Source organism: Nitrospira sp. KM1, assembly GCF_011405515.1.
Taxonomy (GTDB): Bacteria; Nitrospirota; Nitrospiria; order Nitrospirales; family Nitrospiraceae; genus Nitrospira_C.
The window spans coordinates 1,657,305-1,681,170 of record NZ_AP022671.1; the positions used below are offsets into that span (position 1 = coordinate 1,657,305).

Annotated in this window: 23 protein-coding genes and 2 pseudogenes; 9 read left to right on the forward strand and 16 right to left on the reverse strand. The window is 57.1% G+C overall.

Going from position 1 to position 23,866, the window contains the following annotated elements; all coding sequences use genetic code 11:
- Window positions 1-59: 59 nt before the first annotated feature.
- The gene (gene xerD, locus W02_RS07540) at window positions 60-992 is read right to left on the reverse strand and encodes a site-specific tyrosine recombinase XerD (protein ID WP_197742170.1); all 933 of its coding nucleotides are present in this window, start codon (window positions 990-992) and stop codon (window positions 60-62) included.
- A 111-nt stretch (window positions 993-1,103) separates the two neighbouring features.
- Between xerD and W02_RS07545 the strand changes: the two genes are divergently transcribed.
- The 4 genes from W02_RS07545 to W02_RS07560 all read left to right on the forward strand — a co-directional run bounded on the left by W02_RS07545 (window position 1,104) and on the right by W02_RS07560 (window position 5,284).
- Window positions 1,104-3,080 carry a penicillin-binding protein activator gene (locus W02_RS07545; protein ID WP_173046346.1) on the forward strand — a complete coding sequence of 659 codons (1,977 nt, stop codon included), beginning with the start codon at window positions 1,104-1,106 and terminating at the stop codon, window positions 3,078-3,080.
- Window positions 3,081-3,162: 82 nt separating this feature from the next.
- Window positions 3,163-3,906: a site-2 protease family protein gene (locus tag W02_RS07550; RefSeq protein ID WP_173046348.1), complete on the forward strand. Its 744-nt coding sequence runs from the start codon at window positions 3,163-3,165 to the stop codon at window positions 3,904-3,906.
- The gene (trpS, locus tag W02_RS07555) at window positions 3,903-4,895 is read left to right on the forward strand and encodes a tryptophan--tRNA ligase (RefSeq protein WP_173046350.1); all 993 of its coding nucleotides are present in this window, start codon (window positions 3,903-3,905) and stop codon (window positions 4,893-4,895) included. Before W02_RS07550 ends, trpS begins: the two co-directional genes overlap by 4 nt.
- A gap of 53 nt (window positions 4,896-4,948) precedes the next feature.
- Complete coding sequence (locus W02_RS07560; RefSeq protein WP_173046352.1) at window positions 4,949-5,284, forward strand: hypothetical protein; 336 nt, start codon at window positions 4,949-4,951, stop codon at window positions 5,282-5,284.
- Between the two features lie 5 nt (window positions 5,285-5,289).
- On the opposite strand, the gene W02_RS07565 is transcribed toward W02_RS07560, so the two are convergent.
- Together W02_RS07565 and W02_RS07570 are read right to left on the reverse strand one after the other, a co-directional pair.
- Window positions 5,290-5,787 carry a bifunctional nuclease family protein gene (locus W02_RS07565; RefSeq protein ID WP_173046354.1) on the reverse strand — a complete coding sequence of 166 codons (498 nt, stop codon included), beginning with the start codon at window positions 5,785-5,787 and terminating at the stop codon, window positions 5,290-5,292.
- Window positions 5,788-5,807: 20 nt separating this feature from the next.
- Window positions 5,808-6,458, reverse strand: a complete 651-nt coding sequence (locus W02_RS07570) for an MBL fold metallo-hydrolase (protein WP_173046356.1) — start codon at window positions 6,456-6,458, stop codon at window positions 5,808-5,810.
- A 105-nt stretch (window positions 6,459-6,563) separates the two neighbouring features.
- Between W02_RS07570 and W02_RS07575 the strand changes: the two genes are divergently transcribed.
- The 5 genes from W02_RS07575 to W02_RS07595 all read left to right on the forward strand — a co-directional run bounded on the left by W02_RS07575 (window position 6,564) and on the right by W02_RS07595 (window position 10,503).
- Window positions 6,564-7,298 carry a hypothetical protein gene (locus W02_RS07575; RefSeq protein ID WP_173046357.1) on the forward strand — a complete coding sequence of 245 codons (735 nt, stop codon included), beginning with the start codon at window positions 6,564-6,566 and terminating at the stop codon, window positions 7,296-7,298.
- Complete coding sequence (locus W02_RS07580) at window positions 7,298-8,188, forward strand: SUMF1/EgtB/PvdO family nonheme iron enzyme (protein WP_173046367.1); 891 nt, start codon at window positions 7,298-7,300, stop codon at window positions 8,186-8,188. The genes W02_RS07575 and W02_RS07580 overlap by 1 nt, the downstream gene beginning before the upstream one ends.
- 112 nt (window positions 8,189-8,300) lie before the next feature.
- Window positions 8,301-8,972: a CHAP domain-containing protein gene (locus W02_RS07585; RefSeq protein WP_173046369.1), complete on the forward strand. Its 672-nt coding sequence runs from the start codon at window positions 8,301-8,303 to the stop codon at window positions 8,970-8,972.
- Window positions 8,973-9,146: 174 nt separating this feature from the next.
- On the forward strand, window positions 9,147-9,551 hold the full coding sequence (locus W02_RS07590) for a hypothetical protein (RefSeq protein ID WP_232068681.1): 405 nt from the start codon (window positions 9,147-9,149) through the stop codon (window positions 9,549-9,551).
- Between the two features lie 562 nt (window positions 9,552-10,113).
- Window positions 10,114-10,503, forward strand: a complete 390-nt coding sequence (locus W02_RS07595; protein WP_232068682.1) for a hypothetical protein — start codon at window positions 10,114-10,116, stop codon at window positions 10,501-10,503.
- Window positions 10,504-10,547: 44 nt separating this feature from the next.
- On the opposite strand, the gene W02_RS07600 is transcribed toward W02_RS07595, so the two are convergent.
- The 13 genes and pseudogenes from W02_RS07600 to gltB form a co-directional block, all read right to left on the reverse strand.
- Window positions 10,548-11,300, reverse strand: coding sequence for an FAD-binding oxidoreductase (locus W02_RS07600; RefSeq protein ID WP_173046375.1), 753 nt, complete (start codon window positions 11,298-11,300; stop codon window positions 10,548-10,550).
- Window positions 11,301-11,765: 465 nt separating this feature from the next.
- Window positions 11,766-12,203: a DUF5069 domain-containing protein gene (locus W02_RS07605; protein ID WP_173046377.1), complete on the reverse strand. Its 438-nt coding sequence runs from the start codon at window positions 12,201-12,203 to the stop codon at window positions 11,766-11,768.
- An 82-nt stretch (window positions 12,204-12,285) separates the two neighbouring features.
- Window positions 12,286-12,681 carry a PIN domain nuclease gene (locus W02_RS07610; RefSeq protein ID WP_173046379.1) on the reverse strand — a complete coding sequence of 132 codons (396 nt, stop codon included), beginning with the start codon at window positions 12,679-12,681 and terminating at the stop codon, window positions 12,286-12,288.
- Window positions 12,678-12,887: a type II toxin-antitoxin system VapB family antitoxin gene (locus W02_RS07615; protein ID WP_173051400.1), complete on the reverse strand. Its 210-nt coding sequence runs from the start codon at window positions 12,885-12,887 to the stop codon at window positions 12,678-12,680. Before W02_RS07615 ends, W02_RS07610 begins: the two co-directional genes overlap by 4 nt.
- 421 nt (window positions 12,888-13,308) lie before the next feature.
- On the reverse strand, window positions 13,309-13,857 hold the full coding sequence (locus W02_RS07620) for a hypothetical protein (RefSeq protein ID WP_173046381.1): 549 nt from the start codon (window positions 13,855-13,857) through the stop codon (window positions 13,309-13,311).
- Between the two features lie 191 nt (window positions 13,858-14,048).
- Window positions 14,049-14,489: a DUF1801 domain-containing protein gene (locus tag W02_RS07625; RefSeq protein ID WP_197742172.1), complete on the reverse strand. Its 441-nt coding sequence runs from the start codon at window positions 14,487-14,489 to the stop codon at window positions 14,049-14,051.
- 999 nt (window positions 14,490-15,488) lie between these two features.
- A pseudogene (locus W02_RS07630) lies at window positions 15,489-15,700 on the reverse strand (type II toxin-antitoxin system HicB family antitoxin).
- Between the two features lie 230 nt (window positions 15,701-15,930).
- Window positions 15,931-16,111: pseudogene (locus W02_RS07635) on the reverse strand (tyrosine-type recombinase/integrase); the annotation flags it as partial.
- A 131-nt stretch (window positions 16,112-16,242) separates the two neighbouring features.
- Window positions 16,243-16,464, reverse strand: coding sequence for a hypothetical protein (locus W02_RS07640; RefSeq protein ID WP_173046383.1), 222 nt, complete (start codon window positions 16,462-16,464; stop codon window positions 16,243-16,245).
- A 1-nt stretch (window position 16,465) separates the two neighbouring features.
- Complete coding sequence (locus W02_RS07645; protein ID WP_173046385.1) at window positions 16,466-16,966, reverse strand: hypothetical protein; 501 nt, start codon at window positions 16,964-16,966, stop codon at window positions 16,466-16,468.
- A gap of 445 nt (window positions 16,967-17,411) precedes the next feature.
- On the reverse strand, window positions 17,412-17,597 hold the full coding sequence (locus W02_RS07650) for a DUF433 domain-containing protein (protein WP_173051402.1): 186 nt from the start codon (window positions 17,595-17,597) through the stop codon (window positions 17,412-17,414).
- 9 nt (window positions 17,598-17,606) lie between these two features.
- The gene (locus W02_RS07655; RefSeq protein ID WP_173046387.1) at window positions 17,607-19,043 is read right to left on the reverse strand and encodes a glutamate synthase subunit beta; all 1,437 of its coding nucleotides are present in this window, start codon (window positions 19,041-19,043) and stop codon (window positions 17,607-17,609) included.
- 103 nt (window positions 19,044-19,146) lie between these two features.
- On the reverse strand, window positions 19,147-23,664 hold the full coding sequence (gltB, locus tag W02_RS07660; protein ID WP_173051403.1) for a glutamate synthase large subunit: 4,518 nt from the start codon (window positions 23,662-23,664) through the stop codon (window positions 19,147-19,149).
- Between the last annotated feature and the right edge of the window lie 202 nt (window positions 23,665-23,866).

Genomic DNA, 23,866 nt, shown 5'->3' on the forward strand with positions numbered 1-23,866 from the left:
GACTGCCCTTGTCAACCGATTCTCGCACTCTTCTTGCAGATTCCTCGCGAAGTTCTTTCTCAAGCTCTTCGAATGGTCTTCCTCGCTATCCGACGAGGGAAATAGGTCTCATGAACATGCTTCAGGCGTTCGCGTTCGACATGCGTATAAATTTGTGTCGTGGCGATATTCGCATGGCCCAGGAGTGCCTGGACTGAACGCAGGTCCGCTCCTCCTTCCAACATGTGGGTCGCAAACGAATGGCGGAGCATGTGTGGAGAAATTGAACCAGCGAAACCAGCCCGTTTCGCCCGCAGCCGCAGCATTTTCCAGAACGCCTGCCGAGTCAAGGGCGTGCCGCGACGTGAGACGAAAAGAAATCGTGACGATCGTCTCTTAAGCAACGACGGTCGTACCTGCTCGGTATACTGTTGCAGCAGCAGTCTCGCCGGTTCTCCCATCGGCACAACCCGCTGTTTGTTCCCCTTGCCGGTAACACGAAGGTATCCGACATCCACATTGACATCCGACCATTCGACGGAAATGAGTTCCGATACACGGAGTCCGGTTGCATACAATACTTCCATCATCGCCCTATCACGGTGATCTTCGAGTTGCGCGCGTGGCGGCAAATCAAGAATAGCCCCCACATCAGGCTGCGAGAGCGTCTTCGGCAACCGTAGCCCCCGAAATCCAGCGGCCAGTTCCACAGATGGATTATGATCAACGAGGTGTTCGCCACGAAGGTACCGAAACCAGCCCCTGACGGCCGAGAGACACCGTGCGGATGACACCTGTGCGAGCCCGGTTGATTGCAGTGAAGCCAAAAACCCCCGGAGGAGATCGGGGGTCACACGACCGATTGACACCACCTCGTTTTGCTGTAGGTAGCCCTGCAGTTTTTTCAGATCACGCCGATAGGCTGCGATGGTATGGTGTGACAATCCACCTTCGATGCGAAGGTGCTGCATATACCGATCGATCAGCGGATCGAACTGCATTGCACCGATCATAGCCAATCGCCTGGTCGATGACAAACACAGAGACCGTCTCCAACCTTGACACCCCATGGGGATTCCGATACTAGTCACAATCTACGTGGTGATCGAGCATCTCTAAAACACATGACTGCCTCCACATATCCCCCATCGCTCGCGTTCGGACGGCGCAGTCTATCCCCCCTTGTCTGCCTGCTTTTGTGTCTCTCATCGGTTCCCGATGTTGTTCTCGCAGCGGCACCGCCTTCCCGCCAGCAAACCGACAAGAGCGCACCCGCCAGCCATCCGGCACTGATTCAAGCCAAACGCCTCATCGACAAAGGTCAATCGGAAGAAGCCATCACGGTGTTGCGCCGCTTTCTGGAGACCGCTCCGAAGCCCGACCTGCTCGACGACACCTACTTGCTTCTGAGTGCGGCATTGTACGAAGCACAGCAGTATGGAGAAGCGTTGAAATACCTCCACACGCTCCAGGCGGAATTTCCAAATTCCGAAGTGTCCGATCGAGGGAAGCTCCTGCTCGCACGCACCCACGCAGCGATGGGCAATCCCGACCTGGCATTTCCAATCTTGACCGGCATCCGGACACTCTCGACCGATGAGAATTCCAAGCGGGACGCGGTGCATATCAGCGGCGAACTCTACATACAGAAGAAAGAGTACACGCGGGCCATCCAAGCCTGGTTGGACGAAATTTCGCTCGCATCCGAAGAACAAGCGGGAGAAATTCGGACGCGCATCAATGAGCTGCTGCGTGCCTCGTACGATATAAAAATGCTGGAACGGGTGAGAGACGCCTATCCGCGAAGCTATCCTGGCGACGTGGCGTCTGTCCGTCTGATCGAACTTCACGCCGGCCGCGGAGAAGATCACTATGCCGCCAGACAAATCCAGCAATTTCTTTCGCGCTACCCCTCGCATCCGTATGCGGCAAAAGCCGAAGAAATTCTTTCTTCGTTACAGGTTCGACTGAAGTCCCATCAATTTCTCATTGCCGCTGTGCTTCCTCACGGAGGCAAACTCGGGCCGTTTGCCTCGGACGTGCTCACCGGAGTCCAACTCGCCGTTGAGACGAACGGCTCGCTTCCCGGCGCACCGTCGATCGGACTGCTCGTGAAAGATTTCGAGTTTGACCGCCCTTCCTCCCTCGAGGATCTGACGGACCTGCTGAGCAACGATCAACCCATCGCGGTCATTGGACCGCTGCTGTCGAAAAATCTTCCCGTGTTGGCCGAACTGACCGAGCGGTCGCACATTCCGCTTCTGACGCCGACGGCGACGCTGCCAAATGTCCGAAGGCTTGGGAATTCGGTCTTCAGCACCGCCCTGACGTTTCAGTTGCAGGCAAGGCGAATCGCAACCTATGCGACGGGAGAACAGGGATACCGTCGATTTTGCATTCTGTACCCGGATACAGCCTATGGGCGTGAAATGGCCAACTCTTTCGCCCACGAAATCCGCCTCCACGACGGGGAAATCATTGCCGCCGAGTCCTATAAAGAAGGCGAGAGCGACATCAGCCAACAGCTCAAGCGCATGAAAGCGGAGGACCTCAAGAAATATGGCCTGGCCGTACCGGTTGACCCGGCGAAGCTCGGGGGCAAGACCACGAAGATGGACAAGAAAATTCTCTACACCCCGGGGTTCGACGCGGTCTTCATTCCGGGACGCGCCGCGGACGTCGGCCTGATTGCCGCCCAATTGAACTTCCACGACATGCGGGTGCCGTTCTTGGGAAGCAACGGATGGAATGCCCCCGATTTCGCCCGTACAGCAGACCAGTCGATCGACGGGTCAGTGTTTGTCGACGGGTTTTTCGCTGAGAGTCCTAATCCGAACGTGCAGGATTTCGTTGAACGCTACAAGAAGCGGTTTCAGACAAGCCCGACGCTCTTTGCCATGCAAGGGTACGATGCCGCCCGATTCGTCATCGAAGCGATTAGGAAAGGCGCATCGTCCGGCGAAGCCGTCCGTGACTTTTTGGTTTCGCAGACCGATCTTCCGGCCGTGGGCGGACCGGCTGCATTCCTTCCCGACGGCACGCTGAACCGCCCCTTGTTCCTTATCCAGGTCAAGCGCGGACACTTTACGCAGCTGGATTGAGACGGAATGAGAAAATGGTGGACAATGGAGACGTCTCTCGCCCGGTCGCGAACAGACGCGGGATGCGACAAGGAATGATTCAATGAACAGTGTGAACCAGATTCTCCACACGATTTCCTATATGGCTCTCCCGCTGCTCTTCGCGATAATCCTGCACGAGTACGCCCATGGTTGGATGGCTGATAAATGCGGTGACGACACCGCAAAGCGAGCCGGCCGGCTGACCATCAATCCCCTGGCCCATATCGATCCATTTGGCACGATCCTGATGCCGTTGTTGTGCCTCATTCTTCCAGGGAGCTTTTTACTCGGTTGGGCCAAACCAGTGCCAATTGAGCCGCGCAACATGGCACGTCCCCGCCGCGATATGGCGCTGGTGGCGGCAGCGGGGCCGGGCATGAACCTGCTGCTGGCGATCAGCAGCGCCATCCTGCTCGCGACTATCTTTACAATCGACCCTTCTCTTTCCATCCGCGATGCCGCCGGCTCCTCTGCATTCGACTCTGGTTCATTGTCGGCGATGGTATTGCTGCCCGTCGCCGTGATGGCGTTCTATTCTGTCTTGATCAACGTCTTTCTCTGTCTGTTCAATCTGATTCCGATCCCACCTCTTGATGGAGGCCGTATCCTGGTCAGTCTGCTGCCTCCCCAACCGGCCATGGCCCTGGCACGTCTCGAACCATACGGCATGCTGATTCTCATCGGCTTATTGGTGTTCGACAAAGAACTGCGGGTCATCCACACGATATCGAGCACGATGGCCACGGGGTTATCCGGCACGATTCTCTCGACCGCACTTGGATTCGGCGGCGGAGGAACGCAATGACCACTCCGCGTAAACGCGTGCTGAGCGGGATGCAGCCCAGTGGTCTCATGCATCTGGGCAACTATCTCGGCGCGCTGGAGAACTGGAAAACACTGCAGGATCAGCACGACTGTTATTTCTTTGTCGCGGACTGGCATGCCTTGTCCACGAACTATGCCGATACCAGCCGGATCCGAGAATTCGTCCGCGAGCTGTTGATCGACTGGCTGGCCGCCGGTATCGACCCCGATCGTTCGACGGTCTTCGTCCAATCACGCATCCCTGAACACGCGATCCTGCATTTGTTGTTGTCGATGATGGTTCCCGTGTCCTGGCTGGAGCGCAATCCGACCTACAAGGAGAAACAGGAAGAGATCAAAGAAAAAGATCTGGGCACGTACGGCTTCCTGGGATATCCCGTGTTGCAGGCGGCAGACATCCTTCTCTATAAACCGGACTTTGTCCCGGTGGGGAAAGATCAACTGCCCCACCTCGAACTGACGCGTGAGCTTGCCAGGCGGTTTCACGACATCTACAAGACCGCCGTTTTCCCGGAACCGAAGGAACACCTGACGAAGTTTCCAAAAGTCCTCGGAACCGACGGCCGAAAGATGAGCAAGAGCTATGGCAACACGATCAATCTGTCCGACCCGGAGCCGGTCGTTCGTCAAAAACTCAAGACCATGGTCACCGATCCCGCACGCGTCAGACGCACAGACCCGGGCAACCCGGATATCTGTCCGGTCTATGACTTTCACAAGATCTTTTCGCCGCTTCCGGTCATCGATCAAGTCAATCGCGAATGCCGCACCGCTGCGATCGGCTGTATCGACTGCAAAAAACTCGTTGCCGACAAAATCGTCGAGACGTTGTCCCCAATTTGGGAGGCTCGTGCCGAACTGACCCAACACCCCACGCGTCTCGACGACATCGTCCAGGAAGGCAGTCGCAAAGCCGGGGTCGTGGCCAAGGCCACGTTGCGGGATGTCACTGACGCGATGAAAATCTGACTCGGACACGATCGTGTCGCCGCCGCAACGGGGAGTGCGGTCCTATCAGGCAGATGGCAGAGATCCGACGAACGCGCAACAACCGGGGCACAAGGGCTTGGCTTCTGCTGATCGCCGTCATGATGCCGGTCAGCATCACGGAACTGCGGGCCGCCGATCCTCCCTGTGATATCTATCCGCCGGACAAACAAGCCCGCTGCGCCACTATCTGGAGGAGCCTCAACCAAGAAGACGGCCCGTCCATCGCTCAATTCGGTCTGGATCAGCAGAAACGCCGGGACGAGGGAAAAATCACCGCGGAGCAGCATCTGTCAGAAAACATGCGGTTCATCAAGCAGTCGACTGAAAAGCGCCTCGAGCGCCTCAGACAACGCATGACGAAGGAATAGAACGTTCACAGCTCTTCCTGTTGGGACTTTTCCAGAACTCGGCCGGCCGAATCGAGCAAATCCCTTCCGACGATGATCGGCGCCTTGAAATGGATCGCCAGCGCGATAGAGTCCGAAGACCGGCTGTCGAATACTTTCGTATCGCCTTTCATGGTGACGGTCAGTGCACCGTAATACGTCCCGGCTTTCAACGTGATGATGGTTTGCGTCACGGTCCCCCCGTATGCGTCGAGTATGGTGTGCACGAGGTCGTGCGTCAGCGGGCGGGACAGCTTTTCTCCATTCAAGGCGCCCTGGATCGACAAGGCCACCGTCACATCGACGAAGATCAGAATCGTCTTGCCCTCAGCCTGTAACAGGACGACGGGACCTTGGTCGGAAATGCGGACCTTCACATCGGAAATGACGACCGATTGAGGTGGGACAACGGGAAGATCGGAGGCCAAGGCAACCGGTACGACGATCACAAACACGCAGAGGGCGAACAGAATGACTCTGATCATGGGCACCTCCTGTACAAAACTCACGCGCGAATGAATTGATTGTCGAACTTTTCCCTACCGATCTCGGTTTCCGGGCCATGGCCAGGAATGACGACGGTATCCTCCTGCAAGGTGTACAGGCGTTCGCGGATAGAACGTTCAATGGCGTCAAAGTCGCCGCCCCACAAATCCGTCCGTCCGATGCTCCCGCGGAATAACGTATCGCCTGATAGCAAGAGCTTGCCGCCGGGAATATGAAAACTCATCGACCCGGGCGTGTGGCCGGGCGTGTGAATGGCTACGGCCGCCAACCCTCCCACCTCGATCTTTTCCTCGTCCTTCAGCCACTGATCGGGAGATGGAACGGGAACGTACGGCACGTTGAACATGCGGCATTGGATCTCGAGCATATTCCACAACTCGCGGTCGTCCTGGTGGAGACACAGAGCGGCTCCCGTCGCAGTCTTGATGTCCCCCGATGCGAGAAAGTGATCAAAGTGGGCGTGAGTATGGAGAACCAATTTCACCGTGAGCCCGAGGTCGCGAATCTCACGGAGGATCGTCTCCGCGGCACCGCCCGGATCGACCACGATCGCCTGCTTACTGACGGGGTCTCCGAGAATTGAACAGTTGCACCCAAGCGGAGGAACAGAGAATGTCTTGCGGATCATAGCTGGCATGGTTCTCTCCATCTCAAAGCAGGATATCCCGTGCGTCGCAAGAGGGTCAAACCGAAGTTTCTTCATGGACAAGTACGGGCGAAGCATGGATAATCGCCGACCAGACGGAGGCGAGCGGTGAACAACGGTGATGCGAACCGATTTCTGTGTGCGGCACTGGGTGGATTTCTCATGGCTACCATGCTCACCGGCTGTAAACCGGAAGAGTCTCCTTTGAAAGGGGAAAACGAAACCCTGCGGAAGCAGGTCGCGAGACAGGAATCGCTCGTCAGCTCTCTGCAGGACGGCAACAAGGTCATGCAGCAGCAGATCGACTTGCTCAATCAAGAGATCCGGGATGCCAAGAAAGCCGCGGAAAGTGCGAAGGCGGAAGCCAAATCCGCGGGAGACCAGCTCGAAATCCAATTGGTCCAGGCGCGAAAGCTTACGGCTGACATCAAACGAACCGCGGTCGAACAGGCCGCCCAGAATATTCAGGTCGAAACCAAAGGCGCGCAGGCGGAAGACATGCCGCGGCCGTTGAGCACAGTCGCCAAAGTCGTTGAGGAATCGCTTGCAAAAAACGGTTATTCGGTCCGTGTCAGCGTCAAGACCGATCAGAAAGCGGTGTATGTGACAGAGCGCAAGATTTCAAATCCCGTGTCCTTGGAAGTCGCCGGGTTCCGCAATCAATACGTCGTTGCGCTTCTCGCCATGCCGACCAGCGTGACTCGCCTGAGCGTCAAAGCAGAATTCGAAAAACTCGCGCAAGGAGGACGCATTCTGAGTGTCAGCACCGAGGAGACGGCAGAGATCGAGCGGCGCCTGATCGGAGAGGTCAGCAAAGCGCTGTCGGCGCCCAGCAAGACGTGATGCCGTACGTGTTCCCGTGCGTCACCGCAGCGGCACTCCTGACCCTGACTCTTGCCGTTCATCCGAATAGCCAGGCAGCATCCAAGCCGGCAGCAGAGCTCTCCCGCCACCTTCATGCGGTCGCCGCCCTCGAACAATCTTCGCCGCTCATCACCGTGCCCGCCGGACCGTTCGTACTCGGAAGCAAACGCATCGACGATGATCCATACGGCCTCTGGACACAGTTCGATGACACTGAACTGCCGCAGCAGCGGATCTGGCTCGACACCTTTACGATCGATCGTGATGAAGTCAGCTTGGGCGAGTATCTGTCGTTCCTGCAGCAGCAGCGGCGGCATCCACCCGACGAACTGCAGAAGCTGATCTGGCATGTCATCACAGTGCATTCGGTCTCGGACCTGACCCTCAGCCGCTGGCCGGCCCTGTACGTCTCCTGGTATGAGGCGAAGGATTTCTGTCAGGCCAAAGGCAAGCGTCTGCCGACGGAAGCTGAGTGGGAGAAGGCGGCACGCGGGGCCGACGGAAATCTCTTTCCCTGGGGAGAGTCGGCGCCAGACAACCGGCGCGCGATGTTCGGCCAACACCATGTTCATGAAATTCCCATCCTGGCGCCGGTCGATGCGCTCGATGACGGACAGAGCCCATACGGGCTCCATCATATGGCCGGCAATGTCGCCGAATGGGTCCAGGATTGGTTCGGGCTCGATTATTACGCGTATATCCCCGAGCGGAATCCGGCCGGTCCACCGAGCGGACGATACAAGGGAGTACGCGGAGGATCCTGGAAAAGCAAAATCATCATGCTCCGTACGGCGACACGCGGCGGATCGGCCCCCGACCAACGGGCGGCCACAGTGGGGTTCCGTTGCGCCATGTCGGCAACGCCATAGCGCGCGGCAATGGGAATGCTCTGCCCGAAATCAACGGTCGCTTGGCCTCCCCAAATTGCCATGATAGCCTGTCCCCGATCACACAGATCTTGCCCACTCGGGCATTCCAAACATGCTTCGAAAAATGTTTATCAGCGGTTTAGCGGTGTTCGCAGGATTAGCCGGCTGTTCCGGCACACCTCATCATCGGACACAATCCGTCACGGATCAGTCACCGGATTGTTGCGAGTCCAGGAAACCCGCTCCGAGCCGCGATGCCATTGTGAAAAGCGCCGCATATCTCGTCGGCTCGCGCTCCGTCGAAGTCAACGGTCGCCATATCGAATACGACTGCGCCGGCGTCACTCGAGCCGTCTTCCTCGAGCACGGCATCGATTTGTATGAGACCCCGAGCTCGGGCACGCGTGCCAACGGCGTGCAGCTGATCTACGACCACATCCAACAACATGGCAGGCTGCATTCCGGTCCGGCCGCCCTGCCCGGCGACCTCGTCTTCTTCGACAACACCTGGGACTTCAATCGCGACGGCAGAACGAATGACCCGTTGACCCACGTCGGCATCGTGGAAAAGCAGGACCGTGACGGGACGATGACATTCATCAGTCGAGTGGCAGGATCGGTAGAGCGGTACCGGATGAATCTCGGACTTCCCCACATCCACCGCAATGCCAAAGGGAAGGTACTCAATGACTATATCCGTCGCAGAGGCTCCGCCGATCCACCCCAAACGGCCTACCTAACGGGTGAACTATTTGCGGGATTCGGCGCCCGAACAGGCCTGTAGCCGCGCCGACGCCGGTGGGGTTCATGTGCGCGCTGAGTCCATTACCTTCTACGCTCGTGACTTTGGGAACTCACGATCATCCGCGAAAGGATGTGCCCTGACCAACGGTGAACCGGCGGAAATTCGTTGGCCTGCTACACTAGTCGCATGAGTTCACGTGCCAGACCCAGGGGTGTGATTCCAATCGACCCGAAGCGCCGCTTCGTGGTGACCATTCGGGAAAGCCTGGTCGGGTTGCACGGTGCATTGATTGTCGCCGAGCAGGCCACGTATGAAGCCGTCAATGGCCCCGTTGGCTCAGTGGAAACATTGCTGGACCTGCTGCAATACAATCCTTGGTTCACATGGCTTCACCCCATCTCGGATCTCCTCGTCAGAATCGATCATCTTCTGGAGGACGACGCCTTCGAGATCGCGGAAGAAAATGTGGACCACCTGATGCGGGAGATCCAGGATCTGCTCCGTCCCTCTGTTGAAGGAGACGGCTTCGAGCGCGCCTATTACGAGGCATTACAACGTGCACCGGACGCGGTCCTAGCCCATTTTCGTGTCAGGCAGATGCTTCCGGAGGCTGCATAGCCCCCCTCTTCCAGAAGCCAGCAATTTCGTACCGGCATACATTTGGCCAGGGTATTTAGTTAGAATGGCACATGACCTTCGGTCGCATCATTGTGGTTGTACTTGTCAAAATTTTCTTCTGGCATGCTGCTGCGTTCGGCGAAAGCGGTACCATTGTTCTGCATGGCAGCCCGCCCACCGGGGTAGGCAATGGCATCGGCTTAGACCGCTCGCGTTCACACTCTGTCGATTTGTCCGAGAACGCACCTCGGCTCCACGTCGATCCTCATGGTCCGTCGGCTGTTACCCCCTTTGGAAGCCCTCTGCCTCCCAATAATCTCACGCCACCTCCGGTTCTTCCGTTCAATCCGAATCGCGCACTGATGCCGCAAAGCTCCCTCCCTGACGCGCAGCCTCCCGCGCCGCCCCCGCGAACATTCTATGGTTCAAGTCCGCCGCGTTTTGTCCGATAATTATCTTGAACACAAGAACGCGTCCCGTAATAGGAACCAATTCGTCTGCAACCTGGTACAATAGCCCTATGACTACTTCTTCACAGTCTCTCTCGACCCGCCCAAGCGACATGCAGCGACAAGCATTGCTGGATGTTCGCCGTGGCCTGCTCGGCCTGCATAAAGCCCTGATTATGGCTGAACAGGTCACCTACGAACGGATCAATGGTCGGGTTGCCTCTACAGGACAATTGCTCCAACTCGTCTTAAACGATCCTTGGTTCACCTGGCTGCATCCTTTGTCCCAGCTGGTTATTCGGGTCGACGAGTTGCTGGATGGTGAATCCGAACCGATGTCCGAAGAGGTCGAAGCGCTCTTGTCTGAGATCCGGGCGCTGATTCGCCCTTCCGAAGAGGGAGATGGTTTCGAACGAAGTTATTATGAGGCGTTGCAGCGCGCCCCTGACGTGATTTTTGCCCACGTGGAAGTCAAGAAGCTCCTCAAAAAAGCCGCAGCCTGACCTGCGCCGCTCGCTCCGATCCGGTACGGATTATCTGCCAAGCGTCAGGGAGCCACTCGACCATCGATCGTTTCCCCGTTTGCATCGTCGTAGTACTTTTCCCGAAAAATCGGACACAATCCTTTGGTTTGGATCCTAGCCGTCACGTCTTTGATCATGCCACTGCTACCGCAGAGATACACCTCCAGATTCTTCACATCAGCCAATTCCTCAACCAACTGCGTCACACGGCCCGTCCGGCCTGTCCATTCCGCTTCAGGACGGGACAGAGTCGGCACAAATATCCCTTCAGGATCTCGCCGAATGAGCGAGGCCAATTCATCCACGTAATAAAGATCCCGTTGAGTTCGCAGCCCCCAGTACAGTCTCATCGGCCTCGGCCGCTCGCGCTCCGCGTTCAGGAGGATCATTGACCGAATCGGCGCTATACCGGTGCCGGTGGCGATAAATAACAACTCCCTGTCGGTGTCATCGCGCAAATAGAAGTTCCCAGCCGGACCCGCAAATGTTACAGAATCACCCTCGTTCAGCCTGAACAAATAATTCGATCCCGGTCCTCCCTGAACCAGGTTCAATAGAAGCGAAACGTTTTTCGCATCCGCCGGTGAGGAGGCGATCGAGTACGGCCGCGTGACGGGCCGGCCGATTCGTGAATCCGGCACCTCGAACGATATGAACTGTCCGGCCTTGAATGATATCGTCTCCGGATCAGTCAGATGAAAATCGATCTGCCGCACGTCATGCGTCAGCTGTGCCACATGCGCAACCTTCGCTGCGAATCGTTGGACAGGACTCATCGTTGTCCTTCTTTCTGAAAAAATCCCATTACGTTATGTCCGCGCGGGAAAGCCATCCTCGAATGCACGGTCGCTTCGATCCGGTTCGATTGTATGATACCGCATCGACGATCCGTCATGTCGTGAGCGCCCTGACGTCCTTCAACCACACTTTATGATCCCCGCCAAGGGTCGGATTTGAAGCAGGGAGGCTCCGATAGTCGCTAGGACGTGACCTTCACGAAAGACAAGGTTGGAGGTCAGGATATCTTGTCGCGACTGATTTCTCGTACGGAACATCAGCCGGTGCTCGGCTGTCAGGAGATCGGGCCAGCAAATCAGGGGTGAGTACACCTCGTGCCACCTACACAGACCGTGTCGAGGCGTGGAGAAATCACAGACCGCTCATCGTCCCACGTCGGTTCGGCTTTACGATCTCGCCCTCAATGGCATGATGGAAAAATCCAATAATCGCACATATCGGCATCACAGCCGTTCTTCATCCAGTTCGATGAGGTCGACCCAGGTCGCCACGGGAGGAAGCGTTTCCATCTGCGCGCCGCGCTTCCTAGCCACGTCCCTCATGCGTCCCTGGTATCTTTCGCGCGCGCCATCGTCTTTGGGGCCGGAAGACAGCAACGCGTGAGACCACTGCGCGACGTCCTGAGCTGTACGTGTACGACCATGGGCGTGGACCCATTCGAGGATCTCATGATCCGTACCCCCGGCCAATATCCGTTGTTCGAGCGCTGTCGCATCCAGCTGAAGAAAATCGATCAGATATTTGTCAAATCCAACCGTGATGTAGTTGTAATCCTGGATCTTGCCGGCATGACGCAGCCGCACTTTATCGATAAACCGTCCGAGATGCGCAATGCCGCCGAGCAGAACTTTGGGGCTGCGGGGATACTTGCCTTGTGTCATCGTGAGTGCCTCCATTGGTGAACCAGCGGCGCGCCTCGTGAAACGACCCGCACAGACCATGGTCATAAATGATAACCGCCAATTAAGGATGCAGGACATGCAGTCCGAGGACATCTTCAAATGGGTCATAATCGCGATCGTTATGGAGTAACGTGTGTCCTTCCCGAAGACAAAACGTCGCGATGAGACAATCGATCGTTCTGCGAACAGTGCGTCCCGCAGCGCGAAGCCGCCGATAGTTCAACGCTGTTTCCAGAGCTAATTGAACCGTTCCCGTTTCAAAAATCTCCAACTTGAGCAATTCCTCTCGAACGGTACCAAATTGACCCTCTGTTGCAGCTCCTTGGAGTACTTCACAGAGGATAAGATCGGTCAGACCGAGGCGTTCAATGGTCAGGTTGGCTTCAAGCCAGTCAGCATGAGGAGTATGCGTGCCGCGCAGGTAATCGATCCATATCGTAGTATCGACAATGATCACGAAGCAGCCTTAATGCGGCCTTCGCGCATAACACCGAGATCCTCTTCCCAGGCAACCTTTCCGCGTAAACGGCGAATGCCTTCTTGCCCCTTGACCTTGATGAGCAACCGAAGCCCCTCTTCAACCACAGCTTTCTTAGTTGAGAGTCCCGTTGCCTTCATCGCCTGCTTCATGAGGCCGTTGTCAATTACAATGTTAGTACGCATGGTCATGGTCCCTCTCCGAAGTAGAATGTGTATAGCATGACAAATAATACACATAGGATTTCATGTAAGCAAGACGCGGGGAATGTCTTTCGTTACGTCTCCGTCGCGCGGAAACAAATCGGCGGGTGCCGCAGGCAATAGGAAGACCGGAAGCGAAGCTGTGCAACCTACCGCCCGAAATGGACGACGTCAGCGATTAAGGGGTTTGAACTTCCAGGGCAGCTAGAGTTTCCCCATGCACGCAACACTTATACTTTATAGGAAGCAATCAGAGTTTCGCGCAACGAAAACGCTCACCCCGCCCGGCCCGCTCAGTGAGCTACGAAGTCCCAGAAACGAACGTGCGGCCGGGTCAGGTGCGGCGTTTGGTTCGGCCCCGATAGCCTGTTCACCTGCCGACGGAATAATGGCTGGTCTGGAATTAAAGATCCGTCACACAACCCGTCAGGTCCATCAGAAGGCACCGGACCCGGATGTCCTTCCATGCATCACCGCTCGCGCGGGATGCATTCTTGCGCTGGTTCTCGCAGAAGTCTTTGACCTCCCTTGCGAAATGTCGTGCCTCCGCGCGGTGGAACTTCTCTAACTTCGACACGTCTCGGGCCTTGCTGTATTCCTCCCGCACCTTCGAATCGGGGTGAAGGTACTTGTAGGCACCGCAATCGAGGTGTTCGAGAAGGAAGATGTCTTTGATATCGCGGTGCAGGAGGTTGATTGCGGCGGCCAGGTGGTCGAAGAAGACCGTTTTCCAGGGTAGCGCGGGCTCCTTTGTATCTGGTGTTGATGTCAGCAGTCGAGCACCCATCGCAGCCCCGGCAAAAATGGCTTGGTCATACCGGTTCTGCAGGTTCAATCTGTTCATGAAGCCGACGGTATTGTCCAGCAACCGCACATCCATGCACGAAAGGAGCAGGACCTGCTTCCGAGGCGGCTCATCGAAAACGGACTTTTGAACAGGAGCCCGAGCCATTGAAAACCTCCTTCGCCGAACGCCCCGGTTCAACGGCGGGGCGAGAATGTGTCCAGCGCGCCGTAGGCGCCTAATGCCGTCACGCACCTGCGGCGCGCCCGCTCTGAAGTCTCACGGTCCGCTGCAACCTGCGTGTCATACGGCGCCTCGATCATCTGGAAGAACCCATTATTGTCGAAAACCTGTACCCACTACTCCGCCTCCAGGCGCCCTTTCATGTCAGTGTATGCCGTTTCGATTAGCTTCATGAGAGCCGTGGCATCGACGTCACGTTCGGGCCTGAGTTTCACATGGCGCATGAACTTGCCTGTGCCTTCCAACAGGCCCATCGGATCGGCAATCTCGGCGCCACGAAAGAACCCGACATTGACGTGAGCTTTGAAGGCATTGACGTGAGCTTTGAAGGCATTGACGTGAGCTTTGAAGGCATTGACGTAGGCGAATGCCGCATCACCTACACACGCCGTCGGATGACCATCATGCAATAACTCTCGAACATCGTCGCCGCAGTCGCGCATGACCTCAAACCAGCGCTGCGCGATCGCCCCCAATTTACCCGAATGCTCACGCATCCAGACTTCGATAGCGAGATCTCGCTTGACCGAACTCGGGAACCGCAGAAGCTGGCTCACGGCGATTTCATTTTGACGGTGGGCCACAAAGCTGAAATCCCGAGTCTCCCGCTCTCCAGCACCGAATAATGTCCCCGTTCAGCGGCCTCACACTCAGCCCATGACGGCGCGCGGACGCGCCACCATTGAGTCGGAGTGCCGGCACGCCCGCGCGCCAGCACTTTATCGGTCCCGGACCGCTTCAACGGATTGTTATACGCCATTTCGAGGGAACAACATGTCAAGCAATTGAGATTGGTTCAGTCGTGGGCAGAAACGACTCAGAGGTACATTTCTGTAGCCCTCTCGCTGCTTCCTCTCACCTTCAGTATTGCGTCGACCAGGGACTACCGACTTTGCGCCTGCCGAGATATCCGGCATAGGACAGTCTGGGGTGCTTCCGAAGAAGCGGAAATGGGCAATCGAAAGATCGTGGAGATTGTGCGCTACCAGGATGACACATGACCCGGGCATGCTCGAACAGGACAGACAAACCGACACGTGCGGTGGGGTCTTTTCGGCATGAGTCTGCTTGAGTTGGATGTATCGCGCGCGAGCATCTAGCGCGAGAACGATGTCGAAGCCTGAGTCATCGACTTCGGAGTTCAGAATCTGAAGGCAGCTTAAAGGATCCCGCGCCCACTGCGCACCCGCGATTGCACCGATCATCGCATGGCGTAGCACGTTCTCCACGTAGCTAGATCGTTCGGCGAGAGCTTGGATCTGAGTGGTTCTAGCGGGAGCGTGTGTCATGGCGTCTAACGCTCTGCTTCACCGGCACGAAACCGGCAAGCGCAGCGCCGCCGGATGAGCGTCCGGTGCAAGCGGTTGTTGGGCTGCTTTACGGCTGGGTAACCCCAAGATCCTTGCAGATCTTCCGAGCCAAGCGATCGTTGATTTCATATGGCGTGGAATGGCACTTCGCTTGTTCTGAGATGGGTTATGCCACTACGAAAACTCCCGCCCTCCCCACAAGTGCGCAGCCATGGTTTGAAAGATGCCGCAGTAGATCGCGGCGTTTCATACCGCGATCGTGAGCTCTTCGTGGCCATTGCCCGCAGCCTCCTTCGCGTCGGCGTGGTTCATCCCAAGGCTTCGCTGAGGGTGACTCTTAGGGATCGGACAAGCTCATCACGGGTGCGCTCCTGGCAATTGACGCCCGGCACCTCTTCGATCCAGCCGATCCACCACTGACCGTCCTGCTTAACTACAGCTGTAGAAGTCTGGTTCATGGTGAAACCTCCTGAACGCATCGTACCGCGCTCACGAATTTGATCATCAAGCAGCCGAACAATGATTGGGCGATCGGCAGAAGACCCGGAGCCACGATTTGGTGCCCTCATAACACGCCACCGATCCTGCCGGATAGTACACCGGAATCGTTTTTGTCTCAATCGGTCGCGACCGGATGCCATGTACCATGGCTCTTATGCGGATCGGCGTAATACCACATTGAGTAGGTTCATCCCATCAGTGGACTTCGAACACACGGTCTTCGGTTGAGCACATGTGTGTAAATCATCGTCGTTTTCACGGCGCGATGGCCCCAACAACTCCTGAACCGTTCGAACGTCAGAGCCGTTTTCAAGCAGGTGTGTAGCAAAGGAATGCCGGAATGTGTGGCACATGCCCGCTTTGGAAATAAGAACGGGGACAGGCGCCGGCGAGGCCGGAGCCAGTCCCCTCTTACTTCACTGACTGCTTAGCGGATTTTCCGGACGGGAGGTACTTGTCGATGCTGGCGGTCATCTTGTGGCCTTTGCAATTGCCCGGACTATGAGCGCGAGGATGAGCCCATCGCCTCCCACTCCTCTATTCCGATCAGCCTCCTCGGCTTCAACGCTCCGCTCGTATATGCCACACGCATTGCATCTTCGAGCCACGCCAAACGTTGAGCCGGCGTCGCAGCCAAGGTCGCGGTGAGGAGATTTTGATCATTGGCATTCCAATCCGTTGAATGCGCAACGTTCTGAGAATCGCCGTAGCTGCCGGCCATATCAGTGATCTTCCTTCCGCCGTCGAATAGCTTCCAGCTGCTCAATGTCGACCAGATCTTGTGGCCTACCGGCTCGCCGTTTCAAGGTGATCAAGTCGTCGATCGACGCAATCCTGATCTTCGTCCTGTTCAACAAGACTTCCTGAGACCGGGACCACAATCCCTCGAAGGGGACTTCAAGTTTCAACAGCAAGCCTATCACCCGCATTGGATTCGTCGAGTCAACGAGCGAGAATGCCCGCATGTGCTTCTCGCGAAGCCATAGCTCTCGGGCGGCGGGATCGGCAAACTGCTCGGGCATGACCGGTACTTGAGGGCGAAATCCTTTCCCCACTAGAACCTGTATCATTTTCATCGCTTCTTGAGGCGCCAGATCAACAGCTAAATCCACGTCGGCAGTCAATCTGGCATAGCCGTGCAGTACCGTGGCAAGACCGCCGACGACGACATAGCGTACTCCTGCCACATTGAGTAACTCGAATATGGGCTCGAAGACCGACACGGCGTCATTCTAAACAACTGCGACACAATTAGCAGCCGCTCTCTGCTTTGGCAGATATCCTATACAACCCGTTCTCATCAGATCCTGTGCAGGTGACGCGGCAAACCTGGCGGGTCCGCCAACATGCGTTACTCCCCGCCTCCCAATGGGGGGGACGGAACGCCCAGCACGCGACTTGTGCCGAAGCGCGGGTCCAGTACATGCTGAGCGGATGCAGTCGTGCTTCACGACGGCGAGGACTGCCCGCAGTTCCATCCCGCGCAATATCGGATGGCAGAGGCGAGGCATTGTACGGTCAAGCTGAGACACCCGGAGCGTGCGGCGTTTCATCCTCGCTGCTCCCCGTTCTTGATTCCAGCCCATCTCATGTCCTGGACGGCACGAATGGCGAGATGGCTTAACCGTTCTTTGACGAGTCGGAGACCCGATTCACCGAGGAGGATCTTCAAGCGGTCTTAGCAAGTTTCAGCAGAGTCGACTTGGAACATTCGAGGACTTGAATCGCCTGCTGACGCGTGACCGTCGGAAAGTTCTGGAGAAGCTCACCGAGCGACAAACCGGCTTCAAGATTGGTAATCAATGCTTCAACAGGCACTCGTGTTCCCTTGAATGCCGGGGCGCCATTGGCAATGCCCTCCCCCTACGAGACCGACTTTTTCGCCGATTTACCCGCCTGAAGATATCGGTCGATCCCGCCGGCCATTTTTCTTCCTTCAGCAATGGCCCACACGATCAGCGAGGCGCCGCGTTTGGTGTCGCCGCCGGCAAAGACGCCGTCGAGGTTGGTCATGAAATTCCCGTCAACGGAAACGGCACCGCGGGCATCATACTTGAGGCCAAGATCGTCGAGCAGTCCGTTCTTCACCGGGCCGGTGAATCCCATAGCCAGCAGGACGAGATCAGCGTCCAGTACAAATTCGCTGTTCCCGACCGGAGTGAACTTTCCCCCCTCGAACTTGACCCGTCCGGCATGGAGCTTAGTGATATGGCCGTTGTGGCCGGTGAACTTTGAGGTGGAAACGCTCCATTGCCGGTCACATCCTTCTTCATGCGCATGCGACGTCCGCAACTGCATCGGCCACAGTGGCCACGGAGTGGAATCCGCACGTTGAGGCGGCGGTTCCGGGAGCAGCTCGAATTGATGCGCTTCCACGCAACCCTGCCGATGAGCGGTACCCAGGCAATCCGAGCCCGTGTCGCCGCCGCCGATGATGATCACGCGTTTGCCTTTGGCCGTAATCGGTTCCTCGGTGACGGGAATGCCGGCAGTGCGCTTGTTCTGTTGCGTCAGGTATTCCATCGCCAGGTGCACGCCCTTCAATTCGCGGCCGGGAATCGGGAGTTCACGGGCCTGTTCTGCCCCCATGGTGAGTCCGACCGCATCGAAACGCGTACGAAGTTGCTCGCCCGTGATGTCTTCGCCCGCCGTCACGCCGGTCTTGAATTCCACGCCCTCGGCCTTCATCTGTTCGAGCCGGCGGTCGATCACCCACTTTTCCATTTTAAAATCCGGGATGCCGTACCGGAGCAAGCCCCCAATGCGGTCGGCCTTTTCAAAGACCGTGACATTGTGGCCGGCGCGAGCCAGCTGTTGCGCAGCCGCCAGACCCGCCGGGCCGGAGCCGATGATCGCCACGGTTTTTCCCGTCTTCGTCACGGGGAGAATCGGCGCAATCAGGCCTTCATTGAAGCCGCGGTCCACGATATTCCATTCGATCACCCGAATAGAGACCGGGTCCTCGTTGATGCCGAGCACGCAAGCCCCTTCACAGGGTGCAGGACACAGACGGCCGGTAAATTCCGGGAAATTGTTGGTGGTGTGCAGCGCCTTGAGCGCATCCTTCCACCGACCGCGGTAGACAAGATCGTTCCATTCAGGAATCAGGTTGACAACGGGGCAACCAGTGCTGCCCTGGCAAAAAGGCACCCCGCAATCCATGCAGCGCGCGCCCTGTATCTTGAGCTTGTCCTCCGGGATGGGCTCATACATTTCCTTCCAATCGAGCACGCGCAGCTCGACCGGTTTGCGCTTTGGCCCTTCGCGGGCATATTTCATGAATCCTTTGGGATCACCCATCTTCCTCTAGTCCTAAGCCCTGAGTCCTAAATGCTGAAAGCAAGAGTGCAAGAGCCGACTGACGGGTAGGCGAAGTCTTTTCATCTCAGCACTCAGTACTGTTCTAGTGCACCGCGCCGGCCTTGCGCTTCCGCTCCTCGAGCACCCGCTTGTAATCGACCGGCATGACCTTGACGAATGTGGACAGCGTGGCGTCGAACGTATCCAAAATCTGTTTGGCCTTTCGGCTGCCGGTATACATGAAGTGTTTCGTAATCAGATCGTGCAACAGCTGCTTGTCTTCCTTCGAGACGACCCGCTCGAGTTCCACCATGCCGGTATTGCAGCGGCTCTGGAACCTGCCAAGATCGTCCAGCACGAAGGCGACTCCACCCGACATCCCCGCGGCGAAATTCCGCCCGGTGCGTCCCAGCACAGCCACCACGCCGCCGGTCATATATTCGCAGCCGTGATCTCCGGTGCCTTCGACGACCGCACGCGCGCCGCTGTTGCGAACGGCAAACCGCTCGCCGGCCATACCGTAAAAGTAGGCTTCTCCCTGCGTGGCGCCGTAGAGCGATGTGTTGCCGATCAAAATCGTCTCTTCGGGAGTGAAGAGGACGTCTTTGGGCGGATAGACGATGATCTTACCCCCGGATAGCCCTTTGCCGATGTAATCGTTGGACTCGCCTTCAAGCGTGAGGGTGATGCCCTTGGCAAGAAAGGCGCCGAACGATTGTCCGGCCGATCCGCGGAACGTGATCGAGATCGTATCCTCAGGCAACCCGTCCAGTCCGTATTTCTTGGCAATCCGGCTGGACAACACCGTGCCGGTTGTCCGGTTCACATTCTTGATCGGAAGCTCCAGCTTGATCTTTTCGCCCTTTTCAATAGCCTGCTGGCACAAGTCCACGAGTCGATTGTCGAGAATCTCTGTCAACCCATGGTCCTGTTTCTGAACGCAATAGCGTGGTATGTCGGCTGACACGTCCGGCATGCGAAGCAGAGGAGTCAGATCCAATCCCTTGGCCTTCCAGTGATCGACCGCCTTGGTAATCTTCAACTTATCGACGCGCCCGACCATCTCGTTGACGGTCCGGAACCCGAGCTTGGCCATCAATTGCCGCGCTTCCTCCGCGACGAAGAATAAATAGTTCACGATGTGTTCCGGTTTGCCTGCGAACTTCTTGCGCAGCTCAGGATCCTGCGTCGCGATCCCCACCGGACAAGTATTCAGATGGCACTTGCGCATCATGATACAGCCTTCGACGATCAACGGAGCCGTAGCAAAGCCGTATTCTTCGGCGCCGAGGAGCGTTGCGATGACCACGTCACGGCCCGTTTTCATCTGGCCATCGGTCTCGACTCTGATGCGTCCCCTCAGGTCGTTCAGGACAAGCGTCTGATGGGTTTCGGCCAGCCCAAGCTCCCATGGAATCCCCGCATACTTGATCGAAGACAGCGGTGAAGCGCCGGTTCCACCCGAATCGCCGCTGATAAGGACCTTGTCTGCATGGGCCTTGGCCACACCAGCCGCCACAGTTCCCACGCCCACTTCCGCCACCAGCTTTACCGAGACCCCGGCGTCGGGGTTGGAATTTTTCAGGTCAAAGATCAGTTGCGCCAGATCTTCGATGGAATAAATATCGTGATGCGGCGGCGGGGAAATCAACTGGACTCCCGGCGTCGCATAGCGGAGGCGAGCGATGTTGTCATCGACTTTGTGCCCCGGCAGCTGCCCTCCTTCACCAGGCTTTGCACCCTGTGCCATCTTGATCTGGAGTTCGCGTGCGTTCACAAGATAGTGGGCCGTCACGCCGAATCGAGCGGACGCGACCTGCTTGATGTAGCTGTTCTTAGAGTCCCCGTTCGCGAGCGGAATGAACCGTTCGGGGTCTTCTCCCCCTTCGCCCGTATTGCTCTTCCCATTGAGGCGGTTCATGGCCACGGCCAATGTCTCGTGGGCTTCCTTGCTGATGGAGCCGAACGACATGGCGCCTGTGTTGAAACGCTTGACGATGTCCTTGGCCGATTCGACCTCCTCCAGAGGAACCGGTTGCGCCGCAAATTTGAAATCCAGTAGTCCGCGCAGATTCGAGCGGCGCTGGCTTTCATCGTTCACCAGCTGCGCGAATTCGGCATAGGATTTGGCATCATTCGCACGACTGGCATGCTGCAAGCGATAGATCGTCTCCGGATTCCAGTTGTGGTGCTCGCTTTGGATCCGATAGTGGATCTCTCCGCCGAAGTCGAGTTGGAGAATCGCCGCCGGTTCATACGCGACTCGATGCCGGCGCAGGGTCTCCTCGCCGATCTCGCGGATCCCCACCCCTTCGACGCGCGACGGCGTGCCGGTGAAATACCGATCCACCAGTTCATGGTTCAACCCGATGGCCTCGAAGATCTGCGCTCCGCAATACGACTGCACGGTGGAGATTCCCATCTTGCTGAAGATTTTCAGCAGGCCCTTGTTGATCGCCTTGATGAATTTGCCTTCGGCTGTCTGGGCATCCAGACCCTCGGGCAGGTAGCTGTCGCGTTCCATGTCTACCAGTGTTTCGAACAGCAGATAGGGATTGATCGTCCCCGCCCCGTATCCGATGAGGCAAGCAAACTGATGGACGTCGCGCGGCTCTCCCGTCTCAAGAATCAACCCGACTTCGGTCCGCGTGCACTCCCGCACGAGGTGATGATGCACCGCAGAAATACCGAGCAAGCTGGGAATCGGCGCCCACTGCTCGTCGACGCCGCGATCGCTGAGGATCAGGAACTTATACCCTTCTTTGATGGCCTGTGAGGCTTCTTTGCACATATCGTCGACGGCTGCGCCAAGTCCATCAGGCCCCTCGGCAACGCGGAAAAGCATGCGGAGCGTCTTGCTCTTGAAATGCGGGTCTGAGATGCCCCGGATCTTCTGCAGGTCGGCGTTCGTGAGGATCGGCTGCTGCACCTTGATGCGCCGGCACGACTCGGGGGATTCATCCATGAGATTGGGCTTCGGTCCGATATTCGTCACGAGTGACATGACGAGTTGCTCTCGGATCGGGTCGATAGGCGGATTCGTCACCTGTGCAAACAATTGTTTGAAATATTTATAGAGCAATTGCGGGCGGTCCGACAGCACGGCCAGCGGCGTGTCGGTTCCCATCGACGAGATGGCCTCTTCTCCCGTCACGATCATCGGCGTGATGACCATCTTGAGTTCTTCGACCGTGTACCCGAATGCCTGTTGGCGCTGCCGGATCGTCGGATGATCGGGCTGCGGCACGTTGAGCGGCTCCGGGAGCTCGTCGAGCGAGACACCATACTGTGTGACCCAGCTGCGATACGGTTTGCGGCCGACGATGTCTGCCTTGATTTCTTCGTCGTCGATGATGCGGCCCTGCGCCGTATCCACCAGAAACATCCGGCCCGGCATGAGTCGGCCTTTCATCCGAATATTCTTGGGTTCTGAAGGTAACACGCCGGCCTCCGATGCGAGCACGACGACGCCGTCTGTCGTCACCTGATACCGGCACGGACGGAGACCATTCCGGTCCAGCGTGGCTCCGATCATTTTCCCATCGGTGAAACATACCGCAGCCGGTCCGTCCCACGGCTCCATCATCGCAGCATGGTATTGATAGAATCCTCGCCGATCCAAATCCATCTGGGCATTTGCGACCCAGGGCTCCGGAATCAGCATCATCATGGCATGCGGGAGCGACCGCCCTCCGAGCAGCAGAAACTCCAACGCATTGTCGAGGCAGGCCGAATCACTCTGCTGCTCGTAGACGATCGGGAACACCTTTCCCATATCCTTCCCGAACACCTCCGAATGCAGCCGCCCCTGACGGGCCTTCATCCAATTGACGTTGCCCTTCAGCGTATTGATTTCCCCGTTGTGACAGATATGACGGTAGGGGTGCGCCAGCGGCCAAGTCGGAAACGTGTTGGTGCTGAACCGCGAGTGGACGAGCGCCAAGGCGCTCACCATGCTGACGTCTTTGAGATCCTGGTAATACGCCGCCATCTGATGCGGAAGCAGGAGGCCCTTGTAGACGATCGTGTTCGCCGAGAGACTGGGAATGTAGCAATGTTCGCGGCCCTGAATCGCAGATTCGCGAATCGCTTTTTCAACCAGCTTGCGGATGACGTACAGCTTGCGTTCGAACTGCGCTTCATTCAAGACATCGCGGGCAATGAATACCTGCCGCATGAACGGTTCGGTCTTGCGCGCTTGTACGCCGATCGTGTCGCTCTTGACCGGCACATCGCGCCACCCGAGCAATCTCGCCCCTTCCTCCTTCACAACCTGTGCGATCAATGTTTCGCACTGCTTCCGGGAATCGGAATTCGGGGGAAGAAAGAGCTGGCCCACCCCATACTCGCCCGCTCCAGGAAGTTTGACGCCGGCATCCCCGGCAGCGCGCTTCAAAAACTCATGTGGAACCTGCAGCAAAATTCCAGCCCCATCGCCCGTACAGGGGTCACAACCTTGCGCCCCGCGATGCGTGAGGTTTTCCAACACTTGTAAACCCTGGCGGACGATGTCGTGAGACTTTTGTCCCTTGATATTGACGACAAATCCGACCCCGCACGAATCTTTCTCGTGTTGTGGGTCGTAAAGCCCTTGCTTCGGCGGAAGCCCCGGGATATTCATCATACGTATCTCGTGAGAAAGGCAGGTCTTTCCTGCTGGACAGAGGCCCGATCGAGAGGACCGGGAAACGCGGAACCAGTTCTCTTGCGGCGATATCCGTTTACGATTCGCGATTCACATTAATAGATGGCCGATTCCTCTGTCAAGCAGACTGGAGACCCGTCTGAACGCTCTTTCGTCGCCCCGATTCCCTTGACTTTGT

Excerpts from the sequence above, each read along its gene's own strand:
- W02_RS07640 (WP_173046383.1), bottom strand. The coding sequence starts at position 16,464 with ATGGCCGGCAGCTACGGCGATTCTCAGAACGTTGCGCATTCAACGGAT.
- W02_RS07565 (WP_173046354.1), bottom strand. The coding sequence starts at position 5,787 with ATGATCAGAGTCATTCTGTTCGCCCTCTGCGTGTTTGTGATCGTCGTA.
- W02_RS07620 (WP_173046381.1), bottom strand. The coding sequence starts at position 13,857 with ATGGCTCGGGCTCCTGTTCAAAAGTCCGTTTTCGATGAGCCGCCTCGG.
- trpS (WP_173046350.1), top strand. The coding sequence starts at position 3,903 with ATGACCACTCCGCGTAAACGCGTGCTGAGCGGGATGCAGCCCAGTGGT.
- W02_RS07560 (WP_173046352.1), top strand. The coding sequence starts at position 4,949 with ATGGCAGAGATCCGACGAACGCGCAACAACCGGGGCACAAGGGCTTGG.
- W02_RS07585 (WP_173046369.1), top strand. The coding sequence starts at position 8,301 with ATGCTTCGAAAAATGTTTATCAGCGGTTTAGCGGTGTTCGCAGGATTA.
- W02_RS07595 (WP_232068682.1), top strand. The coding sequence starts at position 10,114 with ATGCAGCGACAAGCATTGCTGGATGTTCGCCGTGGCCTGCTCGGCCTG.
- xerD (WP_197742170.1), bottom strand. The coding sequence starts at position 992 with ATGATCGGTGCAATGCAGTTCGATCCGCTGATCGATCGGTATATGCAG.
- W02_RS07545 (WP_173046346.1), top strand. The coding sequence starts at position 1,104 with ATGACTGCCTCCACATATCCCCCATCGCTCGCGTTCGGACGGCGCAGT.
- gltB (WP_173051403.1), bottom strand. The coding sequence starts at position 23,664 with ATGAATATCCCGGGGCTTCCGCCGAAGCAAGGGCTTTACGACCCACAA.
- W02_RS07655 (WP_173046387.1), bottom strand. The coding sequence starts at position 19,043 with ATGGGTGATCCCAAAGGATTCATGAAATATGCCCGCGAAGGGCCAAAG.
- W02_RS07600 (WP_173046375.1), bottom strand. The coding sequence starts at position 11,300 with ATGAGTCCTGTCCAACGATTCGCAGCGAAGGTTGCGCATGTGGCACAG.
- W02_RS07580 (WP_173046367.1), top strand. The coding sequence starts at position 7,298 with ATGCCGTACGTGTTCCCGTGCGTCACCGCAGCGGCACTCCTGACCCTG.
- W02_RS07605 (WP_173046377.1), bottom strand. The coding sequence starts at position 12,203 with ATGACACAAGGCAAGTATCCCCGCAGCCCCAAAGTTCTGCTCGGCGGC.
- W02_RS07615 (WP_173051400.1), bottom strand. The coding sequence starts at position 12,887 with ATGCGTACTAACATTGTAATTGACAACGGCCTCATGAAGCAGGCGATG.
- W02_RS07570 (WP_173046356.1), bottom strand. The coding sequence starts at position 6,458 with ATGGAGAGAACCATGCCAGCTATGATCCGCAAGACATTCTCTGTTCCT.
- W02_RS07550 (WP_173046348.1), top strand. The coding sequence starts at position 3,163 with ATGAACAGTGTGAACCAGATTCTCCACACGATTTCCTATATGGCTCTC.